This window comes from Methylopila turkensis, from assembly GCF_027922325.1.
Taxonomy (GTDB): domain Bacteria; phylum Pseudomonadota; class Alphaproteobacteria; order Rhizobiales; family Methylopilaceae; genus Methylopila; species Methylopila turkensis.
In genome coordinates, this window is sequence record NZ_BSFL01000003.1 from 1,022,798 (window position 1) to 1,045,626 (window position 22,829).

The 22,829-nt window shown below is 70.6% G+C and carries 28 protein-coding genes; 7 read left to right on the forward strand and 21 right to left on the reverse strand.

What is annotated here, in order from left to right; translation table 11 throughout:
* Nucleotides 1-7: 7 nt before the first annotated feature.
* From PKE78_RS16005 to PKE78_RS16045, 9 genes are all read right to left on the reverse strand, one after another.
* Nucleotides 8-421 (reverse strand): DUF3168 domain-containing protein, encoded by a 414-nt coding sequence (locus PKE78_RS16005; protein ID WP_271201897.1) that lies wholly within the window; start codon nt 419-421, stop codon nt 8-10.
* Nucleotides 418-753: a phage head closure protein gene (locus PKE78_RS16010; RefSeq protein WP_271201898.1), complete on the reverse strand. Its 336-nt coding sequence runs from the start codon at nt 751-753 to the stop codon at nt 418-420. Before PKE78_RS16010 ends, PKE78_RS16005 begins: the two co-directional genes overlap by 4 nt.
* Nucleotides 750-1,283 (reverse strand): head-tail connector protein, encoded by a 534-nt coding sequence (locus tag PKE78_RS16015; protein ID WP_271201899.1) that lies wholly within the window; start codon nt 1,281-1,283, stop codon nt 750-752. Before PKE78_RS16015 ends, PKE78_RS16010 begins: the two co-directional genes overlap by 4 nt.
* 120 nt (nt 1,284-1,403) lie before the next feature.
* Nucleotides 1,404-2,672: a phage major capsid protein gene (locus PKE78_RS16020; protein WP_271201900.1), complete on the reverse strand. Its 1,269-nt coding sequence runs from the start codon at nt 2,670-2,672 to the stop codon at nt 1,404-1,406.
* Nucleotides 2,673-2,677: 5 nt separating this feature from the next.
* Nucleotides 2,678-3,268, reverse strand: coding sequence for an HK97 family phage prohead protease (locus PKE78_RS16025; protein ID WP_271201901.1), 591 nt, complete (start codon nt 3,266-3,268; stop codon nt 2,678-2,680).
* A gap of 95 nt (nt 3,269-3,363) precedes the next feature.
* On the reverse strand, nt 3,364-3,828 hold the full coding sequence (locus tag PKE78_RS16030) for an RES family NAD+ phosphorylase (RefSeq protein ID WP_309299117.1): 465 nt from the start codon (nt 3,826-3,828) through the stop codon (nt 3,364-3,366).
* A 211-nt stretch (nt 3,829-4,039) separates the two neighbouring features.
* Nucleotides 4,040-4,444, reverse strand: a complete 405-nt coding sequence (locus PKE78_RS16035) for an antitoxin Xre-like helix-turn-helix domain-containing protein (protein ID WP_271201902.1) — start codon at nt 4,442-4,444, stop codon at nt 4,040-4,042.
* Between the two features lie 73 nt (nt 4,445-4,517).
* A complete protein-coding gene (locus tag PKE78_RS16040; protein ID WP_271201903.1) occupies nt 4,518-5,690 on the reverse strand; it encodes a phage portal protein in 1,173 nt (390 codons plus the stop codon).
* A 153-nt stretch (nt 5,691-5,843) separates the two neighbouring features.
* A complete protein-coding gene (locus tag PKE78_RS16045; RefSeq protein ID WP_271201904.1) occupies nt 5,844-6,575 on the reverse strand; it encodes a hypothetical protein in 732 nt (243 codons plus the stop codon).
* Here PKE78_RS16045 and PKE78_RS16050 point away from each other — a divergent pair.
* Nucleotides 6,553-6,762 (forward strand): DUF1236 domain-containing protein, encoded by a 210-nt coding sequence (locus PKE78_RS16050; RefSeq protein WP_271201905.1) that lies wholly within the window; start codon nt 6,553-6,555, stop codon nt 6,760-6,762. The genes PKE78_RS16045 and PKE78_RS16050 overlap by 23 nt on opposite strands.
* 117 nt (nt 6,763-6,879) lie before the next feature.
* Entirely contained in the window at nt 6,880-7,227 is a 348-nt protein-coding gene (locus PKE78_RS16055; RefSeq protein ID WP_271201906.1) for a hypothetical protein, read from the forward strand.
* Nucleotides 7,228-7,230: 3 nt separating this feature from the next.
* Here PKE78_RS16055 and PKE78_RS16060 read toward each other — a convergent pair whose 3' ends face one another.
* From PKE78_RS16060 to PKE78_RS16085, 6 genes are all read right to left on the reverse strand, one after another.
* Complete coding sequence (locus PKE78_RS16060) at nt 7,231-8,586, reverse strand: DNA-packaging protein (protein WP_428981279.1); 1,356 nt, start codon at nt 8,584-8,586, stop codon at nt 7,231-7,233.
* Nucleotides 8,507-8,980 carry a hypothetical protein gene (locus PKE78_RS16065; RefSeq protein ID WP_271201907.1) on the reverse strand — a complete coding sequence of 158 codons (474 nt, stop codon included), beginning with the start codon at nt 8,978-8,980 and terminating at the stop codon, nt 8,507-8,509. The genes PKE78_RS16060 and PKE78_RS16065 overlap by 80 nt, the downstream gene beginning before the upstream one ends.
* Nucleotides 8,981-9,204: 224 nt before the next feature.
* Complete coding sequence (locus PKE78_RS16070) at nt 9,205-9,918, reverse strand: FkbM family methyltransferase (protein ID WP_271201908.1); 714 nt, start codon at nt 9,916-9,918, stop codon at nt 9,205-9,207.
* 68 nt (nt 9,919-9,986) lie between these two features.
* Nucleotides 9,987-11,087 (reverse strand): phytanoyl-CoA dioxygenase family protein, encoded by a 1,101-nt coding sequence (locus tag PKE78_RS16075; protein WP_271201909.1) that lies wholly within the window; start codon nt 11,085-11,087, stop codon nt 9,987-9,989.
* A gap of 129 nt (nt 11,088-11,216) precedes the next feature.
* Nucleotides 11,217-12,395: a glycosyltransferase gene (locus PKE78_RS16080; RefSeq protein ID WP_271201910.1), complete on the reverse strand. Its 1,179-nt coding sequence runs from the start codon at nt 12,393-12,395 to the stop codon at nt 11,217-11,219.
* A gap of 7 nt (nt 12,396-12,402) precedes the next feature.
* Nucleotides 12,403-13,305, reverse strand: a complete 903-nt coding sequence (locus PKE78_RS16085) for a hypothetical protein (RefSeq protein ID WP_271201911.1) — start codon at nt 13,303-13,305, stop codon at nt 12,403-12,405.
* Between the two features lie 391 nt (nt 13,306-13,696).
* On the opposite strand from PKE78_RS16085, the gene minC reads away from it, so the two are divergent.
* From minC to minE, 3 genes are read left to right on the forward strand one after another with little or no spacing between them, the layout of a single operon-like run.
* Entirely contained in the window at nt 13,697-14,413 is a 717-nt protein-coding gene (minC, locus tag PKE78_RS16090; RefSeq protein WP_271201912.1) for a septum site-determining protein MinC, read from the forward strand.
* Between the two features lie 37 nt (nt 14,414-14,450).
* Entirely contained in the window at nt 14,451-15,266 is an 816-nt protein-coding gene (gene minD, locus PKE78_RS16095) for a septum site-determining protein MinD (protein WP_271201913.1), read from the forward strand.
* Nucleotides 15,263-15,532 (forward strand): cell division topological specificity factor MinE, encoded by a 270-nt coding sequence (gene minE, locus PKE78_RS16100; protein ID WP_271201914.1) that lies wholly within the window; start codon nt 15,263-15,265, stop codon nt 15,530-15,532. Before minD ends, minE begins: the two co-directional genes overlap by 4 nt.
* An 81-nt stretch (nt 15,533-15,613) precedes the next feature.
* Here minE and PKE78_RS16105 read toward each other — a convergent pair whose 3' ends face one another.
* From PKE78_RS16105 to PKE78_RS16130, 6 genes are all read right to left on the reverse strand, one after another.
* Nucleotides 15,614-17,476: a bifunctional diguanylate cyclase/phosphodiesterase gene (locus PKE78_RS16105; protein WP_271201915.1), complete on the reverse strand. Its 1,863-nt coding sequence runs from the start codon at nt 17,474-17,476 to the stop codon at nt 15,614-15,616.
* A 152-nt stretch (nt 17,477-17,628) separates the two neighbouring features.
* The gene (gene queC, locus PKE78_RS16110; protein WP_271201916.1) at nt 17,629-18,339 is read right to left on the reverse strand and encodes a 7-cyano-7-deazaguanine synthase QueC; all 711 of its coding nucleotides are present in this window, start codon (nt 18,337-18,339) and stop codon (nt 17,629-17,631) included.
* A complete protein-coding gene (gene queD / locus PKE78_RS16115) occupies nt 18,336-18,692 on the reverse strand; it encodes a 6-carboxytetrahydropterin synthase QueD (protein ID WP_271201917.1) in 357 nt (118 codons plus the stop codon). Before queD ends, queC begins: the two co-directional genes overlap by 4 nt.
* Nucleotides 18,689-19,321: a 7-carboxy-7-deazaguanine synthase gene (queE, locus tag PKE78_RS16120; protein WP_271201918.1), complete on the reverse strand. Its 633-nt coding sequence runs from the start codon at nt 19,319-19,321 to the stop codon at nt 18,689-18,691. Before queE ends, queD begins: the two co-directional genes overlap by 4 nt.
* A 120-nt stretch (nt 19,322-19,441) precedes the next feature.
* A complete protein-coding gene (locus tag PKE78_RS16125) occupies nt 19,442-19,867 on the reverse strand; it encodes a DUF2147 domain-containing protein (protein ID WP_271201919.1) in 426 nt (141 codons plus the stop codon).
* Nucleotides 19,868-20,025: 158 nt separating this feature from the next.
* On the reverse strand, nt 20,026-21,063 hold the full coding sequence (locus tag PKE78_RS16130; protein ID WP_271201920.1) for a glutamine synthetase beta-grasp domain-containing protein: 1,038 nt from the start codon (nt 21,061-21,063) through the stop codon (nt 20,026-20,028).
* Between the two features lie 450 nt (nt 21,064-21,513).
* Here PKE78_RS16130 and PKE78_RS16135 point away from each other — a divergent pair, with 450 nt between their 5' ends.
* Entirely contained in the window at nt 21,514-21,705 is a 192-nt protein-coding gene (locus tag PKE78_RS16135) for a DUF2735 domain-containing protein (protein WP_271201921.1), read from the forward strand.
* Between the two features lie 282 nt (nt 21,706-21,987).
* Nucleotides 21,988-22,764 carry a DeoR/GlpR family DNA-binding transcription regulator gene (locus PKE78_RS16140; RefSeq protein ID WP_271201922.1) on the forward strand — a complete coding sequence of 259 codons (777 nt, stop codon included), beginning with the start codon at nt 21,988-21,990 and terminating at the stop codon, nt 22,762-22,764.
* The last annotated feature ends 65 nt before the right edge of the window (nt 22,765-22,829 follow it).

Below are 22,829 nucleotides of genomic sequence, written 5' to 3' on the forward strand. Positions count from 1 at the left end.
CGGTCCTTCAGTCGAGGGGTTCGGTGACGGCGCGGAAGGCGATCTCGGCGCGGCGGAAGCCGGCGTTGGTGGCGCGGTCCGCGGCGGTGAAGCGCCAGGCGAGGCTCGCGAGGCGGTGGCCGTCGAGCGTGAGCTCCGCGCCGTCGAGCAGGCGCACGACGCGGTCGGCCGCCTTCAGCGCCTCGGCGAGCCCGCCCTCGCGCGACCACAGCTCGAGCGCGAGCTCGTGCTCGACCGCCGGGGCGAGATCGCCCGAGACGTCGCGCGTCGTCATGGGACCGAGCGCGATGTAAGGCGGGACGGCCGCGCGCGGCGGCTCGTCATGGATCTTCGCGCCGCCGAGCAGGCCGCCGAGCGCGGCGTCGGAGGACAGCCGCGCGAACACGGCGGCGCGCAGGCTGAGCGCGGCGGAGGTGGTCACGACCTGATCTCCTCGCAGAGCAGCTCCTCGAAGCGGCCGTGGTCGTCGCGCTCGCGCACCGAGAGCACGTCGAAGGTCCGGCCGCGCCAGATGACGCGGCAGCCGCCCGAGACGTCGCCGCGGGCGCGGATGGTGACGCGGTGCAGCCGCGCGAGGCCGAGCGCGTAGCCGCGCATGGTCTCCTCCGCCGACAGCGGCTCCACGCGCGCGAAAGCCACCGTCAGCGGCTCGAAGCCGCGCGTGACGCCGCCGGAGCCGTCCGGCGCGTCCGCCGGCCGCTCGATCGCGACGCGGTGGCGCAGCGTCCCGAGCGCGGCGACGGCCGCGGTCACAGCCAGAGCTCGCGATAGGGGCCGACGAGCGCGCCGACGTCGATGGGCGGGCCGTCGGCGCCGTTGCGGCGCTCGAACCCGTCCGCGACGAGCCGGCGCACAGCGAGCCGCAGCGTCTCCGGCACGTCGCCCGGGTCGCCGTAGCCGACCGCGAGGTCGATCTCGACCACGCGCGACGCCGGGTCGTGGCGCACGAGAGAGAGCCGCTCCGCCGCCCAGTCGAACCGCCAGTCCGAGGGCTGAAGCGCGTGCAGCGCCCCGTCGCGCTCGCGCAGCCGCACCGCCTCGACCTCGCGCACCGGGCGCGGCCTGAGCGCGATCGCCGCGCCCGGCGCGGGCTGGGCCACGTCGAGCCGCCAGCGCTGGGCGACCAGCACGCGGCGGGTCGCCTTCTCCACCTGCGCGGTCGCGGACGCGACCAGGCCGGCGACGAGCGCGTCCTCGACGTCGTGCTCGAGGCGCAGAAAGGCTTTCGCGTCCGCCAGGCCGATCGGAGCGGCCGCGGGCGCGGTGAGAAGAACGGCGGGCATGGAGAGGCCTCACAGACCAACACGCCGATGCGGGATCGGCTTCCTGAAGCGCGAATGCGGCGCGGGGCTCGCCGTCATGCCCGGCGGTCGCCGGGCATGACGTGAGAGCGGATGCGCCCCTCAGCTCGCGGCGAAGCGGAGGGTCTTGATGGCGTCGAAGTCCTGCACGCCGCCGCCGACCCGCTTGGTGGTGTAGAACAGCACGTAGGGCTTGGAGGTGAAGGGATCGCGCAGGATGCGCACGCCGACGCGGTCCACCACCAGATAGCCGCGGCGGAAGTCGCCGAAGGCGATGGCGTGGGCGTCCGCGGCGATGTCCGGCATGGCCTCGGCCTCCACCAGCGGGAAGCCCATCAGAGTGGCCTCGGCGCCGGCGGTCGCGGGCGGCTCCCACAGGTAACGGCCGTCGCCGTCCTTCAGCTTGCGGACCGCCGCCTGGGTGCGCCGGTTCATCACGAAATGGGCGTTGCGGCGGTAGCCCGCGCGCAGGGCGTAGACTAGGTCCAGCAGCCGGTCGGAGGGGTTCGAGGCCGCGAAGGCGCCGGCGGCGCCGGTGGCGACATAGCCGATGCTGCCCCAGCTCCAGCTGGCGTTCGCCACCGCCGGCGGGGTGAGGAAACCCTGCGGCCGGGTGGCGCCGTCGCCGGTGACGAAGGCGACGCTCTCCTGCTCGGCGAAGGCGGTCTCGACCTCCTCGGCGATCCACTGGTCGAGGTCGACCGCGGCGTCGTCGAGCAGGGTCTGGGTCGCGGCCGGCATCGCGAACAGCTCCATCGCCGGGAAGGCGGGCTCGTCGAGCGCGGGCGTCGCGGACTGGGCGCGAGCGGCCGTCTCCGCCGCCCAGCCGGAGGCGAAGCCCTCGGTCGCGAACGGCTTGCGGAACACCGACGCGGTCGAGGCGCGCACCGTGGCGATGGCGCGGATCGGCGAGACCTTCGCGAGGCGGCGGCCGATCTCGCGCTCGGTCTCGTCAGGCACGAGATAGCCGCCCTGGCCGTCGGTCCCGGCGATGAGCGCCTTGGATTCGAGCCCGCGCAGCGAGGCGGCGGCGCCGCGCCGGACATAGGCGTCGAACGCCGTCTTGCGCTCGCGCCCGGCTACGGCCGAGGGCCCCTCGCCCGCGGCGAGCGCCGGCCGGCGGCCCTTCAGCGCGAGATCGTCGAGCAGCTTCTGCTGGCGGTCGAGCGCGTCGTCGAGCCGCGACAGCTTCTCGCTCGTCACGACGTCGGGCGACAGCCTGGCCTCGATCTCAGCGAGCCGCTCGTCATTGGTCTCCCGGAACGCCTCGAAGGCGCGCATGAAGTCGTCGAAGGCGGTCACCACCTCGAGACTCGAGGGCGCGGCCTCGGCCGCCTTGGTCTCGGGGGAGCGCAGGGAAAGCTCGGTCATCATGTTCAGCCTCGGGCGTGACGCCGCGCTCCGGCGGCGGGATGGAACGGAAAGCGCAGGAACGGACGCGCGGGCGACAGGCCGGCGCGCTTGACGCTCGCGACGCGGGCGTCGGGCAGCATCGGGAAGGTCACAATCGAGACCTCCCAGAGATCGACCTCGATCAGGCGGCGCACGCCGCCGGCGGAGCGGACGGCGCGGACGGGACGGAAGCCGATCGACAGGCCGTCGAGCGCGCCCTGCAGCAGCAGCGCGTGCAGCTCGCGGGCGCGGGCGACGGCGAGGTTCAGCCGGCCCGCGACCCGCAAACCCCGCTCGTCCTCGGCGATCCCCTCCCAGGCGCCGATCGGCTCGGCCGGATCGTGCTGGAACAGGAAGCGCACGCCGGAAGCGCCGCGCGCCTTCAGGCTCGCCGCGAAGGCGCCGCGCTCGACCCGGTCGCGGCCGAGATCGACGACGCCAAACAGGCTGGCGTAGCCCTCGATCCGCCCGTCGGCCGCCACGGCCGCCGCGAACGGCAGCCGCTTCCGCTCCGGCGCAAACGCGCGCGGCGGGCGCGACGGGGCGACGACCCGCCGGAGAAGCGTTTCGGGCATGGGCGGACCTTCGGGAACGGGAGACGCGCGGAACACGCGGGGAACATGAAAAACCCCGCCGGAGCGGGGTTGGCGTCATCGGGCGCGGAACGCGCTCAGGCGACCTTGGTCATGCGCGATCCGTCCCAGCGGAAGCCCACCTGCTCCCCCGGCCGCACGTTCTGGACGACCGAAGGCCGGAACGCGGCGAGGCAGAAGCCGCCGGCGAAGCGCACCGAGGGATAAAGCACTCCCGCGCCCCCGGCCGCCCTGATCGACAGCGCCAGCGCCTGGCCGGCGAGGTAGCCGACGGACGGATCCGGCGCGAGAGCCGGGTGATACGGCTCCGCCCGCAGATCGTGGAACCGGGACGCGAACGACGCCAGAACCTGTCGGTAGGATACAAACTCGCTCGTCGCGCCCGCCTCGCGCAGCGCGTTCGCCATGTGGAACGTGACCTCCGCCTCGGCCGTCGCCGCGTCATCCGGGCCGAAGGCCGCGTACCAGCAGCCCGGTCCTCGTCGTTGAAGCGGTTGCCCGGCGGTTTGGCGTGGCAGAAGGCGGCGTTCACATAGGTCCAGCCGTAACCATAGGCCTCGGTCAGCAGCTCCGACGGTTCGACGCCGATCGGCAGCGCTGCGACGGACAGGCGGGCGGAGGTCAGCCCCTCCAGCTCGTTCAGGATCGCCTGCTCCTCGGAGTCGTCGGCGAGCGGCGCGACGGCCGGCTCGTCGATGTACGGCGTCGGCACGAGGCGGACGGTGCGGCCCTCGACAAAGTCGATCTCCGGGATCACAGGCCGCCGCGCAGGCCGTCGAGGTAGCGGCGCGTCCTCAGCATCGCGGGGATGCCGCCTTCGATCATCGCGGCGACCGGCGTCCGGCCCCGGAACAGCGGGCCCGCGTTCGGGCTCTTGGGCCAGCCGCCGACCATCTCGCCGTTGAACAGCAGCCGCAGCGCCTTGAAGATGCCGACGATCAGGCTCGCCCGCGTGATCTTGTCATGGTCGAGCCGACCCTGGAACTGCCCGGCCTTCATCCGGCTCCACGTCGCGATCGGCACGTCGAACAGGTCCGCCGCCTCGCGGTTGGTCAGCTCCCAGAAGGCGCAGGCGCGCACGACCGCCTTGACGATCGTCGCGGTTCTGTCCTTCGCGTCCGCCTCGAGCGGAGCCTGAGCGACTGCAGCCCGGTCCAACGGCCGCCTCCTCTGATACGTCAGACCATATCATATGATATGCCGCATGCAACTGCTTCGGCGAGTCCGGCTCTCACTCCTCCGCGCCGTACCCCACCGCGGCGCGCTTCTCGTCGACGCTGAGGAAGTCCGCCTCGGTCACGCGGCGCGACAGCGCTTCACGCTCGGGGCCGAGCGCCTCGACGGCGTCGAGGTCGGGCGCGAGGCTGAGCTCGGCGCCCCAGGCGGGACCAAGCCAGCCGGCGAGGCTCTGCGCCACGCGGTTGAGCAGCGGGATCACCGTCTGGCGCCAAAGCGCGCGGTTCGCCTCCTGGTAGTTGGCGTAGGTCGCGTCGCCCGGAATGCCGAGCAGCATCGGCGGAACGCCGAAGGCGAGCGCGATCTCGCGCGCGGCGCCGTTCTTGGCGGCGAGGAAGTCCATCTCCTGCGGGCTGAGCGACAGCGGCTTCCAGTCGAGCCCGCCGTCGAGCAGCAGCGGACGGCCGGCGTTGGCGGCGCCGGAGAACTGGGCCTCCAGTTCCTCCTTCAGCCGCTCCACCTGGTCGTCGGTCAGACCGCCGCCGTCCGGACCCTTGTAGACCAACGCGCCGGAGGGGCGCGCGGCGTTGTCGAGCAGCGCCTTGTTCCAGGCGGTCGCGGCGTTGTGCAGGTCGAGCGCGGCCGCCGCCGGCTCCAGCGGGCTGAGGCCGTAATGGTCGTCGAGCGGATGGAACAGCGTCAGGTGCAGGATCGGCGCGACCGGCTCGGCGCGCTGGTCGAAGCGCGCGACCTCGGCGCCGACGCGGTACTCGTAGGCTTCAGGCCAGCCATCCGGCCCGGCGATCACGCGCATGCGGTCCGGCCTCAGGACGTGCAGCTCGCGCGGTTCGCCCTCGACCGAGGCCGCCTCGACGTAGGCGTTGCCCGCGATCAGCAGGTTCGAGATCACGGCCTCGATCAGGCCGGCCTGGCCCTGCCGCGGATTGGGCCGCGCCATCAGCCGCAGCAGCGGGTGCGCGTCGAGCTCGCGGCCGCCCTCCGCCAGCACCAGCGGCACGCCGCCCGCGGCTTCCGCCACCATGCGCACCGCCCGGTGGGCGACCGGGTTCCGCTGATACCCCTCCCGCGCAAGGCTCGCGGGGTCGCGCGCGCTCCAGAGCGGCCGGCCGCCGCCGGAGAAGGCGACGAGGCCGGAGCCGTGGGACTTCCGCTCCGGCGCGCGGCCGAACAGCGTTGCAAGCGTGAAGGCCATCCGGTCATGCCCCATGGTTCATATAAATCCGCCAGCAATGCCGCACTGCAAAATAAAATTCAGTACTTCCTGATCCGTCCGTTCCCGTAATACGGAACAAATCAGTCGAAGCCGCGTTGATGCGACCGAGGGGCCTTCAAGGCTGCGAGCTTTCGCAGACTTACGAGGCTAGGCGATGAAATCCAATCTTCTGAACACTGTGGCCGCCATCGCGATCGCGATGGTGCCGGTGGGCGCCATGGCGCAGTCCAGCGGCGGCGCGTCGGAACGTTCCGGCGGCGGCGCCGGCATGGAGTCCGGCGCGTCAAGTGGCGCGGGCGGCGCGAGCGGCAGCCCGTCCAGCGGGGCTGGCGGTTCCTCCGGGGGCGCCCGCGAGAGCGGCGGCGCATCCGGTTCAAGCGCTGGCGAATCTCGCGAGATGGGCGGTTCGTCCGGCGCTGGCGCCTCGGGCGGCGGAAGCCGCGAATCGGGCGGCGCGTCTTCGGAGCGTGCGGGCGGCGCCGAGCGCTCGGGCGGCGCAAGGTCGGAATCCGGTTCCGGCGCGCGGCCGGACAGCCGGTCGCCGTCCGATCCCGCCGGCGCTTCGGATCGCAAATCCCGCGCGGACGACAAAGCTGCCGACCCCAGCGGCCGGTCCACCGAAACCTCGCCAGACCGGGCGAAGGACCGCGCCGGGACGGCGCGCGACAGCGGAAGCGCCGAGGAGCGGTCGCGGTCGACCACGTCGGGCGACCGTGAGCGCTCGCGCAGCGAAAGCTCGGCCGAGACGCGCGAAGGCGGCCGCTCCGGCGAGCGCTCGTCGTCGAAGGCGAGCGTCAACATCACCAGCGAGAAGCGCACGTCCATCCGCCAGACGATCGTTTCGGGCGGCAGCAGCGTGAAGCGGGTGTCGCGGTCCACGCTCGGCGGCGTCTCGGTCTCGGTCGGCGTCTCTGTGCCGCGGTCAGTCACGATCGAGCGGCTGCCCCCGAGGATCGTCGAGATCGTGCCGGAATATGCGGAGTACAGCTACTTCGTGACCGACGACGACACCATCGCCATCGTCGATCCGGACACCTACGAGATCGTCTACGTCATCGAGGCGTGACGCCTCCGGCGTCGGAGTCTTCGCGGCTCCGGCGGCCGGAACGATCACGAGGCGCCTCGCGTTCCGCGATCGACCGGCCGCTCCGGCGGCTCGAATGCGATTGCAGGGAGGGCCGCCATGCGCCCGTTTACACTCGTCCTGGCCGCCGCCTCGATCGCGGCGGCCATCGCGCCCGCGGTCGCCCAAAGCGGCGGCTCCTCCGGCGGCGGCTCGTCCGCCGGCGGAGGCTCCGCGGCGGGGTCGTCGCCAGGCGCCGGGCGCTCGACCAACGGGGCGACGCCCTCGGCGCGCACAGGCGCGACCGCCCCGGACACGCCCGGCGGCCTCGAGCGCGGCTCGGCCGGCCGCCCCGCGGGGCGCGACGGAACCGGCGCCGCAGGCGCGACCGAGAACAAGGCCGACGACCCGTCGCTCAACCAGGGCATCTACCGCGACCCGAACAAGGCGACGCGGGAGCCGCGCTGACGGCTACAATCCCAGCACCCGCGGCCCCCTGCCCCGTGCGGACAGCATGAGATGCGAGACCGCCCAGACGAGGGCGTCGACGCGGTCGGGGCTGCGGCCGTTCGCGAGGCCGTCGAGGCCGAAGGCGGCCATCTCGTCTTCGAGTTCCGGATAAGCGCCCGCATGGGCGACGCGGCCCTGCGCGTAGAGCGCCGCCACCGGTTCGGCCCTCAGCCATTTGCCGCGTGTGGCGCGCACCGCGATGACGGGGATCTCCGCATCGACCTGCGCGATCACGGCGCGCACCATCTCGCCGCCCTGGTTGACCTCCGCCACCAGCGCGTCGGCCTCGAGCCGCCGCCACAGCGCGGCGGCGCGCGCGGCCCAGAGCTCGGGGCGCGGCGCCGCGATGGTCTCGTCGGCGAGCACATAGGCCCGGCCGTCCTCGCCGAGCCCCGCCGCCACCAGCCCGCAGGCGTCCGAGCGCTTGCCGCCGCCGGCCGGCGGATCGACCGCGACGACGACGCGCTTCAGCGCCGGCATGGACCTGACGCGCGAGCGCTCGATCACGTCGCGGGTCCAGAGCGCGTCTTCGCGCTCCTCTAGCAGCTCGCCGTCGAGCTCCTGCCGGCCGAGGCGCGTGCCGGCGTAGGTCCCGACCACGGCCTCCAGAAAGCGCGGGGCGAGATTGGCGGCGTTCATCCGCGTCGTCGCCCGGCTCGTCACGGTGGCGGGGTCGGCCAGCAGCCGCTTGATCAGGGGCGCGGCGCGCGGCGTGGTGGTGGCCACCTGCCGCGGGCGGCGGCCGAGCCGAAGTCCGAACTGCAGCATGTCCCAGGTCTCCTCCGCATGCCGCCACTTGGCGATCTCGTCGCACCAGGCGGCCTCGAACTGCGGTCCGCGCAGCGCGTCCGGGTCCTCGGCCGAAAACCCCTGCGCCACCGCGCCGTTCGGCCATGTCAGCCGTCGGCGGCTGGGCTCGTAGGCCGGGCGCTCGGCGCGCGGATGCACGGCGAGCAGGCCCGAGACGCCGTCGATCATCACCTCGCGCAGGTCGGCGTAGGTCTCCGCCACCAGCGCGATGCGGCCGACGGGAGCGTCCGAGAAGCCGGCGCGGCCGGCGGCCATGCCGCGCACCCATTCGGCGCCGGCGCGGGTCTTGCCGGCGCCGCGGCCGCCGAGCATCAGCCAGGTCGTCCAGCCGTCGCCGGCGGGCGGCGTCTGGTCCGGCCGGCCCCACACGTCCCACAGCGCCTCGAAACCCCTGATCTGCGACGGCCTCAGCGTGGCGAGCAGGCGCTCAATCAGCTTCGGCTCTGAGGCGAGCAAGGCGTCGCGCAAGCTCGTCCCTGAGGGCGTCGAGGTCGGCGGGAGCGTCATCGTCAGCCGCGCCTCCGTCCCTCGTCGCCTGTTCGGCGTCGTAGCGCGCGAGCTCCCGGAGCGTCCGCACCAGGCTCGCCAGCGTCTTCGCCGCGCGCTCGGCCTCGGCGAGCTCCGCGCCGCCGCCGGCGAGCCACGGCTCGACCCGCTCGAGCGCCTCGTCCACCTTCGCGCGGACGCCGCGCACCGTTTCGCGCCGCCGGGCGAGCGCGTGGGGCCGCATCCAGCCCTCGCGCCGGATCATGCGGCTGAGCGAGGGCGGCGCGAGGCCGACCCGCTTGCAGATCTCGACCTGCTTCAGCTCGGTGGTCTCGAACAGCCGGCGCGCCTCCGCGATGGTCTCGGCGGAAGCCGGCGGCGCCGGCCGCCGTCCGGGCGGCGTCTCCTCCGTCATCAGGCCTCCCTCCCCGGTCGCCATCTTCGGGCGCAACTGTGGAGCATGGGAGAAACCTACCCGACGAGCGTCACGCTGTCAATGCTTATTTTCCTATTTAGGATTTTTAGCTGATCTCTTGTGTTTTGGCGTCGGCACCTGGACCCTGAAACGATGACGCCCAGGCGGGGCCCGGGCGCGGAGTCGCGATCTTGCGGCGGACAGAGCCCGAGCGGCCGCCGCGCTTACAGCAGGTAGGAGCGGACGAAGGAGATTTCGGTGCCGCGCCGGGAGACGTGGATCACCTCATAGCCCTTGCTGCGCACCAGTTCCACGAGGTCCTCGGCGCTCTTGAACGCCTCAGCGCCGTCGGACACGCCGAACAGCGTCGGGTGGATCTCGAACATGATCTGCGTCGGGAAGATGTTGTTGGCGAACAGATGCGGCAGCACCGCGAACTCCGCGCCCTCGGCGTCGATCCGGAACAGGTCGATATGGCCGTGCTTGAACTGCTTCATCAGCGACGGCACGGATCGCACCTTGAAGCGCACCTCCTTGGTCGGCACGTCGGCGGCGCCCTTGCCGCTGTAGGCCGACATGTAGTTCTTCTTGTCCTTCACGACCTGGAACACGGACTCGCCATCGGCCGCGCCCACCGCCACGTTCATGAAGCGCAGCTTGCCGGGGTTCGGAAGCGTCGCATACAGCGCAGCCGACTGCGGCGTGGGGTCGAAGGCGTAGGTCGGGATGCCGAAGCGCGAGCCGATGTCGGTGTCGAACGAGAAGTCGGCGCCGATGCCGATCGAATAGACAACGCTGTCAGGCCCAAGGAATTCGCCGGCGGCGAAATAGGCGTTGGGGTCTCCGAACTTCATCAGCGAAACCTGCGCCGACACCCGAGGCTTGGCGAAAGCCGGACCCGCCGGCGCAGGGGCCGGCTCGACGGCGGCGACGGACATGGATTTCTCTCCCGTTTGAACCTTCTTGGCGGCGGACAAATCCCCGCCGCTGCGCAGCCACCCGAACATCAGCCGATGCGCACCGACTGCACGCCCATCATGCGGACATGCCCCGCCTGCTGGGGATATCCGCGGTGGGAGGCGTGCTGGCAGGAAATGATGACGTCGCCCTTCAGCCCTCGGAACGCCGTGGCGCCTTCGGAGGGCGTGTAGATCACGTCGGTCTCCTTGAACGGAGCCATGCCGTGGGCGCGCCGGTTGTGCTTCAGAAGCGGCAGGTTCTTGTGCGAGCCGAGCGCCACGCAATAAGGCCCATCCTCGATCTCGACGTCGGTGAGATAGAGGAAGATCTTGGCCTTGGGCGTGTAGGCGTCGACGTGGAATCCGCGCGTGTCGGTGACGCCGTTGTTGTAATAGATGTTGAGGTTCTCGAACTCGACCGTCTCGAACGAGCCCTTGAGCACGTCGAACACGAGCGGGCTGCGCACGGCGTCGGACAGCGCCTTGCCGACGTCGGGCATCATGAAGTCGATGTTGAAGATGTCGACCAGACCGCGGTCGAGCCCGGTGCGCTGGCTGATCAGCGTCTTCGGGTAGTCCGCCTTGGCGCGGTAGCCCTTCACCGCGGTGCCCTGTCCGTCGATCGAATAGAGCTCGCGGTCGATGAACTCCATCCGCGCGATGTCGGCGGCGTTGCTCTGCAGCAGGTCGAGCAGCGCGGTGGATATCGACGCCACGTGATCGTGGCCGATCGCCGACTTCAGCACGATCGCGCCATGCTCGCGGAAGGCGTCGATGGCGGCCTGCCGGACAGCCGGGTCGGAGGCGGCAGAGGCGTAGTCGAAGGCGATGGCGTCCGGCACGCTACGGCGGCTCATCGCCTCCAGCGTCAGCCGGTCGTAGTCTTCCTTCATCTTAGTGTTGATCGTGGCGTAGGACGAGAATTTGCTGACGAACAGCGCGACCTGATGCTCGAACGCGTCGAGGTCGGCCGCGGAGAGCGCGCCGTCCTGCGCCTTGGCGCGCAGTTCGTCGATCCGGGCGTAGAGCTGGCCGACGACGGCGTTGTAGGCGCGTGGGCGCGCGGCGGCAGGCTTTTCGACGGGCGCGGCCGGCGGCTCCGCAGCCGGAGCGTTCGAACCCCCGAAATACTGTCGAACGTTCAGCATCTGAACCCTCTTGCCTTCGAATTTACGTCGTAACGACACAATGCAGACGATTATAAACGAGACGACAACTTAACCCTAGGACGCTACCGCGGCCCCCAAGCGCCGTCAACGCTGTGCGCGGCGACCGCCTCACCACGCCGCGGCCAGCACGCGGCGGCGGATCAGCCGCCGCGGGTCGCGCGTCAGCAGCGGCCGCAGGTCGCGCGCGAGCGAACGGGCGCGGCGCGCCATCTCCTCGTCGGCGAGGCAGGCGCGCACCAGATCGCGGAAGGCGGCGACGTCGATCTCCCGGTGGAGCGCGACGCGCAGCACGCCAGCCTCCTCGGCGCGGCGCGCGTGGTAGAGCTGCTCCATGTGCTGGGGCACGGCCACCTGCGGCAGGCCGCAGGCGAGGCCGAGGCACAGGATTCCATGCTGGCCGGCGTGCAGGATCAGCCGCGACCGGCGCGCGATCAGGTCGACCGGAACAGGCGCCCGCTCGACGATGACGCCGCGGGCGGCGAGCCGGGCGGCGAGGTCCTCGGCAATGTTGGGCATGAACAGCCGGGTCGGCGCGCCGAGATCCTCGAGCGCCTCCATCAGAGCCGGGTTGGCGCGCTCGGTGGTCGAGAAATAAACGAAGACCTCCTCGCCCGCGCCGTCGGAGATCCCGCCCGGCACGTCGGCGACCGGCGGCAGCAGGTCGCCCTCGCGGTGGGCGACATAGGGGTCGAGCATCGGCAGCGTGCGCACGAGCTGGTCGTCGCAGTCGTAAATCGCCGGCAGCCGGTCGAACTCCGGCACGCCGAGCGGCGTCGCGGCGGCGTTGACCGCCGCGAGCATCTCGGCCTCGTCGTAGATGCGCTTCGGATGCGAGCCCAGCAGCACCGGGAACTCGGCCATCGCTGCCGGCGGGCAGCTGTAGCCGGTGCCGACGCCGCAGGCCGGCACGCCGAGCCCCCGCGCCGCGAGCAGCGCGCAGGGCGCGAAGTCGCCGATCACCAGCGAGATCTCCCGCACGCGGATGACCTCCTGCCACCAGGCGATCTGCCGGGCGAGGAAGGCCTGGTCGCGGAAGCCGATGTCGCCGAGATACTCGCCCCAGGTGGCGCAGCCGACTCCGCTCGAACGCCGCGGCTCGTCGCGCAGCCAGAGATAGGCGGCGGGGAAGACCTGTTCGCACAAGGCCTCGATCTCGCCGGCATGGTCCATCCGGCAGAGCGCGGCGTCGAACTCGAAGCGGTCGCTGAGGGCTTCGGCGACCGTCTTCAGCGTCACGAGATGGCCGCGCCCGCCGCCGCCTTCCCAGGCGAGCAGCGCCCGCCTCATGCCGGACTCAGGTTTCCGGGCCGCAGGGGCACGGGCCGCCGCAGCCGCAGGGCAGCTCCGGGTCGGTCGGCGGTGTCGGCGCGGCGCCCAGCGAGCGGCGCTTCGTGCGGGTGGAGAACAGATCGTCCTTCAGCCAGTTCGGCGGATCGCTCTCGCGGTGGCGGGCGATCAGCGGCTTGTCCTCGCCGCCGAAATAGACCTTCAGGCCGCCCCAGACCGCCTTGTAGTCGTCCTCGCCGAGGCGGCCCTCGACGAAGGCCGAGACCGGCACGGCGCCGAACGGCAGCCGGGCCTCGGTCCCGAACGCCGCCGCGTGCTTGCGGCCGGTGTAGCGGTGGCCGACCGAGACCTTCCAGTCGTCGGTGACGTAATAGCTGAGGTCGGCGTAGTCGAAGAACGAGCCGCCCTTGGACGCGCGCTCGATCCGGCGCGCGCCGACCCGGTCGGAGCCGCCGCCGAGACGCTCGTAGCCGAGCACGGCCGAGAGCGTGAAGCGGTCGAAATAGAGCTCGCCCTCGGCGCCGATCTTGACGTTCCAGCTGTTGACGCGGTCGTCGAAGCCGACGCCGGAGCCATAGAGGCCGAACAGGAAGCGGTCGGGATCGCGGGTGAACAGATGGCCCGCGCCGCCGCCGACGAAGTCGCCGTCCTTGACCGCCGCGAGGCCGTCGATCTGGGCTCCGAAGCGATCGCCGAGCGGGACCGTCAGCGAGCCGAGCGCGCCGCCGGAGAACCCGTCGCGGCCGAATCGGCCGTCGGCCCAGCCGCCGAACCCTTCGAGCTTGCCGTTGATCGCGTCGACAGCGGGCTTCGCCCCGGCCTCGACCGCGAAATCCGCCGCCCAGGCCGCGCCCGGGCAGACGGCGAACCACATCGCGGCGCTCGACAGCAGCGCCGCCTTCATGCTCATCCGCATCTTCCTCATCCCCGTTTGGCCCCTTGAAGGCCCGCATCCGGTCCAGACCGCGCCGCGCCGGTTTGGACCGGCGTCCCCCGGCGCAGGGGACCGGATTCATATGATCGATCGACAACTCGATCTGTCGCCGCCGATTCGATCCGACCATACCAATAAACTGCCAAAATAACGATCGCCGGGCCGGTTCGCCTCCGCGCGGGCCCGGAGCGTGGCGCTGCGGTCACGGTCGAGAGCGGCACCGACGCCGGAAATATCGCAGAACGCACGGTCGCAGGGGACGGTCGGCACATTTTGCCGGTCGATTAACGGGTCGTTAACCACGCGCCGCTCAACTGGTCGGAGCAACGCTTCGTTAACTTAACCTCCGTCACCGGGCGCTCCTCACGTGTCGCAAGCCGCTCTGCAGATCGTTCCCAAGACCGCCTCCCAGACCAAGCGTCGCCCGATCCGCTTCCGCGGACGGTCGTTCATGGCGCTGGTGCTGGCGCCCGAACCGCCGGCGGACGAATGGCTGGCGGAGCTCGACCAGCTCACCGCCCGCTCGCCCGGCTTCTTCGGCGGCCGGCCGGTGGTGCTCGACCTGTCCGCCATGCGCCCAACGCCGCGGGCGATGGCCGCCCTGCTCGCCGAGCTCGAGGCCCGCAAGGTGCGCGTGATCGGCGTCGAGGGCGTCGCGCCGACCCATTTCGAGGGCGCCCACGCCCATCTCGCCATGCCGATCGGCGGCCGCGCCGCAGGCGACCTTTCGGCGCCGGAGGCCCCGGCGCGCAAGGCCACATCGCTGGTGATCGACCAGCCGGTGCGGTCGGGCCAGACCATCTCGTTCCCGGACGGCGACGTCACGATCTGCGGCTCTGTCGCCTCAGGCGCGGAGGTCGTCGCGGCCGGCTCCATCCACGTCTACGGCGCGCTGCGCGGTCGGGCGATCGCGGGCTCCGCCGGCGACGCCAAGGCGCGCATCTTCTGCCGCAAGCTCGACGCCGAGCTGCTCGCGATCGACGGCGTCTACATGACCACCGACGAGCTCGACCCGGCGCTCAAGGGCAAGCCCGCTCTCGCCCGCCTCGACGGCGAAACCCTACGCGTCGCGGCGCTCGACTGACGACCCGCGCGATCATCCGTTCCAAGGAGACACACACATGGCAGAGGTTCTGGTCGTCACGTCGGGCAAGGGAGGCGTCGGCAAGACCACGTCGACCGCCGCTCTCGGCGCGGCCCTGGCCCAGACCGGGCAGAGCGTCGTCGTCATCGACTTCGACGTCGGCCTGCGCAACCTCGACCTCGTGATGGGGGCCGAGCGGCGCGTGGTTTACGACCTGATCAACGTGGTGCAGGGCGACGCGAACCTGAACCAGGCGCTGATCAAGGACAAGCGGGTGGAGAGCCTCTACCTGCTGCCGGCGAGCCAGACGCGCGACAAGGACGCCCTCACCGCCGAGGGCGTCGAGCGGGTGATCAACCAGCTCAAGGAGCGCTTCGACTGGATCATCTGCGACAGCCCGGCGGGCATCGAGCGCGGCGCCTATTTCGCCATGCGCCACGCCGACCTCGCGGTGATCGTCACCAACCCGGAAGTCTCCTCGGTGCGGGACTCGGACCGCATCATCGGCCTGCTCGACTCGAAGACCGAGAAGGCCGAGCGCGGCGAGCACATCGAGAAGCTGCTGCTGCTCACCCGCTACGACCCGATCCGGGCCGAGCGCGGCGACATGCTGAAGGTCGACGACGTGCTCGAGATCCTCTCGATCCCGCTGCTCGGCATCATCCCCGAGAGCCCCGAAGTGCTGAAGGCCTCGAACCTTGGCTCGCCGGTCACGCTCGCGAACCCGATCTCCGCCCCGTCGCGCGCCTATCTCGACGCGGCGCGACGTCTGCGCGGCGAGACCATCGAGATGACGGTGCCGAGCGAGAAGAAGCGCTTCTTCGGCAATCTGTTCGGTCGGAGGGCGGCATGAGCGTTTTGCGGTTCTTCTCCCGGCGCTCGTCGGCGCCGGCGGCGAGGGAGCGCCTGCAGCTCCTGCTCGCCCACGAGCGCGCCGTGTTCGGCCGCACCGACCTCGTCGCCCAGCTCAAGGACGAGATTCTCGCGGTGATCGCCAAGCACATCGCGATCGACCCGGAAAAGGTGCGCATCACCACCGACACCAAGGACACGTTGGCGACCTTGGAGGTCGACATCGAGATCCGCACCCCGAACGGCGGGCTCAAGCTCGCGGGGTGAGTCCGGCCGGACGCAGCGACGTCACTGCTAAAAGGCGCCGGTCCCCGTGGCCGGCGCCTTCCGCGTGTCAGGCCGCCTGCGTCAGCTCTTGCGCGTCCTGCGCGGGCGCCGCCCGAGGCGTCCCGCGTCCACGCCCCCCTGCGCGAAGCGGGTCAGCAGATCGGTGGTGACCGCGGCGGAGGCCGGCCGGGCGTAATGGTAACCCTGCCCCAGAACGCAGCCCATCGAGCGCAGGCGGTCGGCCTGCTCCGCCGTCTCGATGCCCTCAGCGACGATCCGGATGTTCATCTTGGCCGCGATGTCGATGATGGCTCCCACGATGGCGCTGCCGGGGCCGTCGCGCGTGATGCCATCGACGAACGATTTGTCGATCTTGATGATGTCGACCGGGAAATCCATCAGATGGGTCAGTGACGCGAAGCCGGTGCCGAAATCGTCCAGCGCCACCAGCAGACCCCGCGCGCGGAGCTTCTCCACGGCTCGAGCCACCATCTTGTCCGCGCCGCCCATGAAGACGGACTCGTTGACCTCGAGGATCACGTGCCGGAGCGGCACGCCTTCGAACTCGAAGGCGTCGAGGATGCGCTGCTCGAGATCGCCCTTCTGGAAGTCGCCCGTCGTCACGTTGACGCCGACATGCTGGAACGGGATGCCGGCGTCGAGCCAGCTCCGCACGTCGCGCGCGACTTCCGACAGCATTCGCCCGGTCAGCCCGTAAGCCAGCCGGGAGTCGCTCATCGCCGCCGCGAACACGTTCGCGTCGACGATCACGCCCTCGCGCGACTTCATTCGCGCAAGCGCCTCGAGGCCTACGATCTGGGCGGTGTCGAGCCTCACGATCGGCTGGTAGTTGGCGAGAATGCGCCGCTCACCGAGCGCCGCATCGACGTCTGCGATGGTCCGGAGGCGCCGGGTGATCGCTGTCCGAAGACCCTGCTCGAACGGGACGAAGCCCCCTCGGTTCGTCTCCTTGGCGTGGTAGAGCGCGAAGTCGGCGTTCTGGCGCAGCGTTTCGGCGTCGCGCCCATCCTCGCCGGCGACGACGCCGCCGATAGTGACGTAGGTCCCGAGCCGGTGCTCGCCGCACGCGATGGGCGCCCGCACGGCCTCGATGATCCGCTCGGCGCACGCCCGCAGCCCGGCGTCGTCGCCGGCTCCGTCAATCAGCACCGCGAATTCGTCGCCGCTCAAGCGGCACGCGCGACCGGGGCGGGCCGCCTCCTCGATCCGCTTCGCGACGCCGCGGATCAGGGCGTCGCCGGTACCGTGCCCCATGGTGTCGTTGACGGACTTGAGATGGTCGATGTCGATCAGCAGCAGGCCGAAGGCCGCCTGCCCCGGCGCCAGCCGCTGGCCGATCATCGCGTCGAAACCCGCTCGGTTCGGCAGGCCGGTCAGGACGTCGTTGCAGGCGAGGAAGAGGTTGCGGGCGCGATCGTCCTCGTTCTTCAGCGCGATGGCGCAGAGATGCGCGCACATACGCACGATCTCGCGCTCGAGTTCGTTCGGAGACCGGTTGGCGCGGTAATAGAACGCGAAGGTCCCCCGCACTCTGCCGTCTGCGGCGAAGATTGGGCTCGACCAGCACGCCAGGAGGCCGAGCGGCAGCACGAGCGACTTGTAGTCGGCCCACAAGGGATCGGACGCGATGTCCTGGACTTCGACGGCCTCACCGCGGAAGGCGGCCGTTCCGCAGGAACCTTTCCGGGGGCCGATGGCCACTCCGTCGAACGCGCGGGAGACGTCGGACGGGAGACTGGGGCTTGCAAGCGTCCGCAGGAGTCCGTTCTCGACCGCGAGGATCGTGCACACGACATCCGGCGCAAGTCGTTCGACGCGCAGGCACAGCAGGTCCGCCACATCCTTCAGCGGCGTCCCGGACGCGATCGCCTCCAGCGCCTCAAGCTGAAGAGGCTGGATCAGTAAGGAATTCGCTGGGCTCATCGATGAACTCGGTTCACCCCAGAAGCATCGCCGCGAAAGCTAAAGGCTTTCAATCCTTACTAAGCCGGATTTCACGCTATTGGGCCTGAACATCGTCTAGGTGAGCGATATCATCGCCATCGACCGGCCGGGCGGAGGTCGGCAGTCGGCGTTCAGCGCCGCCGGCGATAGCTTTCCCACCCCCGCGCCCGCAGCGCGCAGGCGGGGCAGGTTCCGCAGCCATAGCCCCACGAATGGCGCTCGCCGCGGTCCCCGAGGTAGCAGGTGTGGCTCTCCTCGACGATCAGCGCCACCAGCGCCTCGCCGCCGAGCTCTTCGGCCAGCGCCCAGGTCGCGGCCTTGTCGCGCCACATCAGCGGCGTCTCCAGCACGAAACGGCTTTCCATCCCAATGTTGAGCGCGACCTGCAGCGCCTTGATGGCGTCGTCGCGGCAGTCGGGATATCCGGAGAAATCGGTCTCGCACATTCCGCCCACGATGCGGCGCAGGCCGCGCCGGTAGGCGAGCGCCGCCGCGAAGGTGAGGAAAGCGATGTTGCGGCCGGGCACGAAGGTGTTGGGCAGCCCGCCCTCCTCCATCGTGATCGCGACGTCGCGGGTGAGCGCGGTTTCCGACAAGCGCCCAAGCGCTGAGAGATCGACGGTGTGGTCCTCGCCCAGCCGCGCCGCCCAGTCCGGATTCAGCCGCGCCATGCCCTCCCGCAGCGCGGCCCGGCGGCCGAGTTCGACGGCGTGGCGCTGGCCATAGGCGAAGCCAAGCGTCTCGACGCGTTCGTAGCGGTCGAGCGCGAAGGCGAGGCAGGTCGCAGAGTCCTGGCCGCCCGAGAACAGGACCAGCGCGCCCTCCGAGGAGGCCGCGCTCATGCGCCCGAAAACTCCGCCCAGCAGTGCGGGGTCTCGAACACCTTGACGGTCTCGAGTTGCGGCAGCGCCGGACGCGTGCGCTCCCAGATCCAGACGGCGATGTTCTCGGCCGTCGGGTTCTCGAGCCCCTCGACGTCGTTCAGGCAGAAATGGTCGAGCCGCTTCAGCAGCGGGTCGAACGCCGCCTCCACGTCGAAAAAGTCGACCACGAAGCCGGTCGCGGGATCGACCGGCCCCTCAAGCGTCAGCTCGACGCGGTAGGAATGGCCGTGCATGCGGTGGCAGCGGTGCGTGGGCGGCACGTTCGGCAGCCGGTGCGCCGCCTCGAAATGGAACGCCTGCGTGATCTTCACGGGATGCCGATCGCCTTGTGGGTCTGGACGCTGAGCCGCCAGCGCGGATGCGCCAGGCAATAGGCGACGGTGGCGGCGGTGTTCGCCGCGCGGTCCGGTCCGTCCATCGGTTGCAGGAAGAAATGGCGGAAGGCGAGCGCTTCGAGCGTCGCCGGATCGAGCCCAGGCTGCGGAAAGACCAGCTTGAGCTCGTCGCCTGCGGTGAGCGCGAGATCGGTTCCGGCCTTCGGGCTGACGCAGAGCCAGTCGACGCCCTCGGGCGCGTGCTGCGTGCCGTTGGTCTCGACCGCGCTCTCGAACCCGCGCTCCCGGACGGCCGCGAGCAGCGCGTGGTCGAGCTGCAGCAGGGGCTCGCCGCCGGTGAAAACCACGAAGCGGCGCTCAGGCGCCGGACCCCAGCAGTCAGCGATGGCGTCGGCGAGCGCCCCGGCTTCGGCGAAGCGGCCGCCGCCCTCGCCGTCGAGCCCGATAAAATCTGTGTCGCAGAAGCGGCAGACGGCCGTCGCGCGGTCCTGCTCGCGGCCGGACCAGAGATTGCAGCCCGCGAAACGGCAGAACACCGCCGCGCGGCCCGCCTGCGCGCCCTCGCCCTGCAGCGTCTTGAAGACTTCCTTGACCGCGTACGCCATGCCGTTCCGGATGCCGGAAAGCCCCGGCCCGCGCCGCGCGGGCCCACGAGGGCTGAAGCGGGCGCGATACGCCAGTTCCCGCCCCGGCTCAAGTGCGGGGCGCGGTCGCTCCGGCCGTCGTCAGCCGATGCGCGTCAGCACCTGCGTCTTGCAGATCAGGCCGCCGAGCACGCAGCCCTTGAGCCGCAGCTTGCCGTCGCCGCCCTGCTCGATGCGGCCGGCGTAGGTCTCGCCGTCGTCGGGATTGTAGAAGTTGCCGGACCAGCCGCCGGCGTCCGCCTTCATGCCGGACAGCAGCGAGATGCCGATCACGCGGCGCTCGCGCAGCGCTGGGTTCGGGTTGCGCTTGTCGACCTTCGGGCGGCCTTGCTTGTCGTTCGGCTTGGCGAGGCCGGCGACGGTCGCGCACAGCGCCTCGCCGCAGGCGACGATCCGCACTTGGACTTTGCCCTTGGACAGGCTCCACAGCCCCTCGGGAACCGGCGACGCCTGCGCCGAGGCTGCGGTGACGAGGCTTGCGAACGCGAGGGCGGCTAGGCGGATCATCGGCGAAGCGTCTCCACGGGTCGCGGCGCGGGAACGCCGCATTCGGTCTAGATGCCAACTAGGAGCGGTCCGCGGCGAAAGAAAGTCCGGGGCGGCGTGCGGAAACGCAAACGCCCGGGCGCAGGGCCCGGGCGTCGGAAAGCGCGAAGCTGGCCGGATCAGGCCGCGGCGGCGGCCTTCTCGGTCGGAACTTCCGAGATGGTCTTCAGCACCTGCGAGGCGATCTGGTAGGGGTCGCCCTGCGAGTTCGGACGGCGATCCTCAAGATAGCCCTTGTAGTCGTTCTTGATGAACGAGTGCGGCACGCGGATCGACGCGCCGCGGTCCGCGACGCCGTAGGAGAACTTGTTCCACGGGGCCGTCTCATGCTTGCCGGTCAGGCGCATGTGGTTGTCCGGGCCGTAGACCGCGATGTGGGCGTCGAGGTTCTTGTCGAACTGCGCCATCAGCGCCTCGAAATACTCCTTACCGCCGACCGTGCGCATGTACTCGGTCGAGAAGTTGCAGTGCATGCCCGAGCCGTTCCAGTCCGTGTCGCCGAGCGGCTTGCAGTGGAACTCGATGTCCACGCCGTACTTCTCGGTCAGGCGGAGCAGCAGGTAGCGGGCCATCCACACTTCGTCGGCGGCCTTCTTGGAGCCCTTGCCGAAGATCTGGAACTCCCACTGGCCCTTCGCGACTTCGGCGTTGATGCCCTCGTGGTTGATGCCGGCCGCGAGGCAGAGGTCGAGATGCTCCTCGACGATCTCGCGGGCGACGTCGCCGACGTTCGAATAGCCGACGCCGGTGTAGTACGGGCCCTGCGGAGCCGGGTAGCCATGCTCCGGGAAGCCGAGAGGACGGCCGTCCTTGTAGAAGAAGTATTCCTGCTCGAAGCCGAACCAGGCGCCCTCGTCGTCGAGGATGGTCGCGCGGGCGTTCGTGGAGTGCGGGGTGACGCCGTCCGGCATCATCACTTCGCACATCACAAGCGCGCCGTTGGTGCGGGCCGGGTCCGGATAGACGGCGACGGGCTTCAGCACGCAGTCCGAGCTGCGGCCTTCGGCCTGCATCGTCGAGGAGCCGTCGAAGCCCCAGAGCGGCAGCTGCTCGAGCGTCGGGAACGACTCGAATTCCTTGATCTGGGTCTTGCCGCGGAGATTCGGCACCGGCGTGTAGCCATCGAGCCAGATGTATTCGAGCTTGTACTTCGTCATCGCGTCTCTCTCAGCGTGGATCCGAGCTGCGGGAAAAATCCGGTCGGCGGCGCCTGACGCCGGATCAGCTCCGCGCGCAACCGCCAGCCTGCCAAAAGCATGTCTCGTGCCAGATGGCGCTGTACGCGAAACCGCCCGCGTCAGGCTTCCTGATCCGTTCGCCAAACAGACGTCAATCCGAGGCGTTGCGAGGCTCAGCGACTGTGAAAACTGCGGGACGAGACAACTACCGCGACGCCCTGCTGCGCAGCGCGAGCCTCGCAAGCACAGCGCTGAGCCGACGCCGCATACCCGCCTGCGCGAAACGCCAGCGACTTGGCGCGCAAATCGGCGCCAAGGGCGATGCTGATATTCTGAGCGATTTGTGCTTTTTTACTAGGCAGATCGCTTAAAAAGAGCGCACCGTCTGCTACATTGAAGCGTCAAGGCTTCATTGAAAGGAGCAGACCTATGCAGACAGTCCAAACTACGGGATCGGCGACGATCCTGGCCTTCCCCGCCCGGGGGCGCTTTGCGTCCTCCAATCCCCGAAACGGCGCGCTTGCCGCGGCGCTTGCTACCGCATCCCTGCCGGTGGTCGACTCCGGCGCCTGGTACCACGCCGAAGCGGTGTCCAGCACGCAGCCGGCGCGCACCCGGTGATATCGGACGACACGGCCAGCGTAAGTCTTCCGATCCCGCGTGACCTGCGGACGAGGGACAGCGCGCTCGATTGAGCCGCGCCCTCGTCCGAGTTTCCTGCGCTATCTCACGATTTTGAGCGGTCCGCTCGACCGCAGCGTATTTGGGCAAGAGCCAGAGCCGCGCCGCAGCGCGCAGAGCCGCCCACTCCTCTTCCCCACCCTCATCTCCATCCGACCGCGTCCTTGCCAGGCGCGGCGCGCCTCCGCATGGTCTGTGGCCCTCACCGACCACGGACGCTCCATGGCCCGCCCGATCGCCGCCCGGCGCCTGCACGAAATCCTGGAGAGCGTGGAAGCCGCCGGCAGCGCCAGCGTCGAGGAGCTCGCCGCGCGCTTCGGCGTGTCGCGCGAGACCATCCGACGCGACCTGAAGGCGCTCGCGGCGCAGGGCAGGCTCGACGTCGCCCATGGCGGCGCGCTGAAGCGCGGCGTGGGTGATCCGCCCTTCGCCGAACGCGCCCGCGAGAACGCCGAGGGCAAGGCCGCGATCGGCCGCGCCGCCGCCGCCATTGTGGAGGACGGCATGGTGGTCCTGCTCGATTCCGGCGCCACCACTCACGCCATCGCCGCGGCGCTCGCCGCCCGTCCGCCGAAGGGCGTCACCGTGTGCGCGACCTCTCTCGCCGACGCGCTGACGCTGGTGCGGGCGGGCGTGAAGGTCACTATGCTCGGCGGCGAGGTCGACCCGGACGACGAGGCGACGGTCGGCCTCGACGTGCTCGCCATGCTGCCGCGCTACCGGCTCGACCTCGCCTTCGTCGGCGTCGGCGGCGTCACGCCGGAGGGCGACGTCACCGTGTTCTCCCGTGTCGCCGCCGAGACGCGGGCCGTGATGCTCGATGCGGCGCGGGCGGGCTATCTCGTCGCCGACCACGCCAAGTTCGGCCGCGCCGGCCCCGCCCGCATTCCCTGGACGCGCCCGCCCGCGGCGCTGCTCGTCGACGTCGCGCCGCCGCCGAAGCTGAAGGCCGCGCTTAGAGCCAAAGGCGTCGCCTGCCTCGTCGCCGACGGTTCATAATGTGATATTTTGTGGTTTTTTGCTTGATCGCGAGACTGGCCGCCGCTAGCGTCCTCCCCACGCTG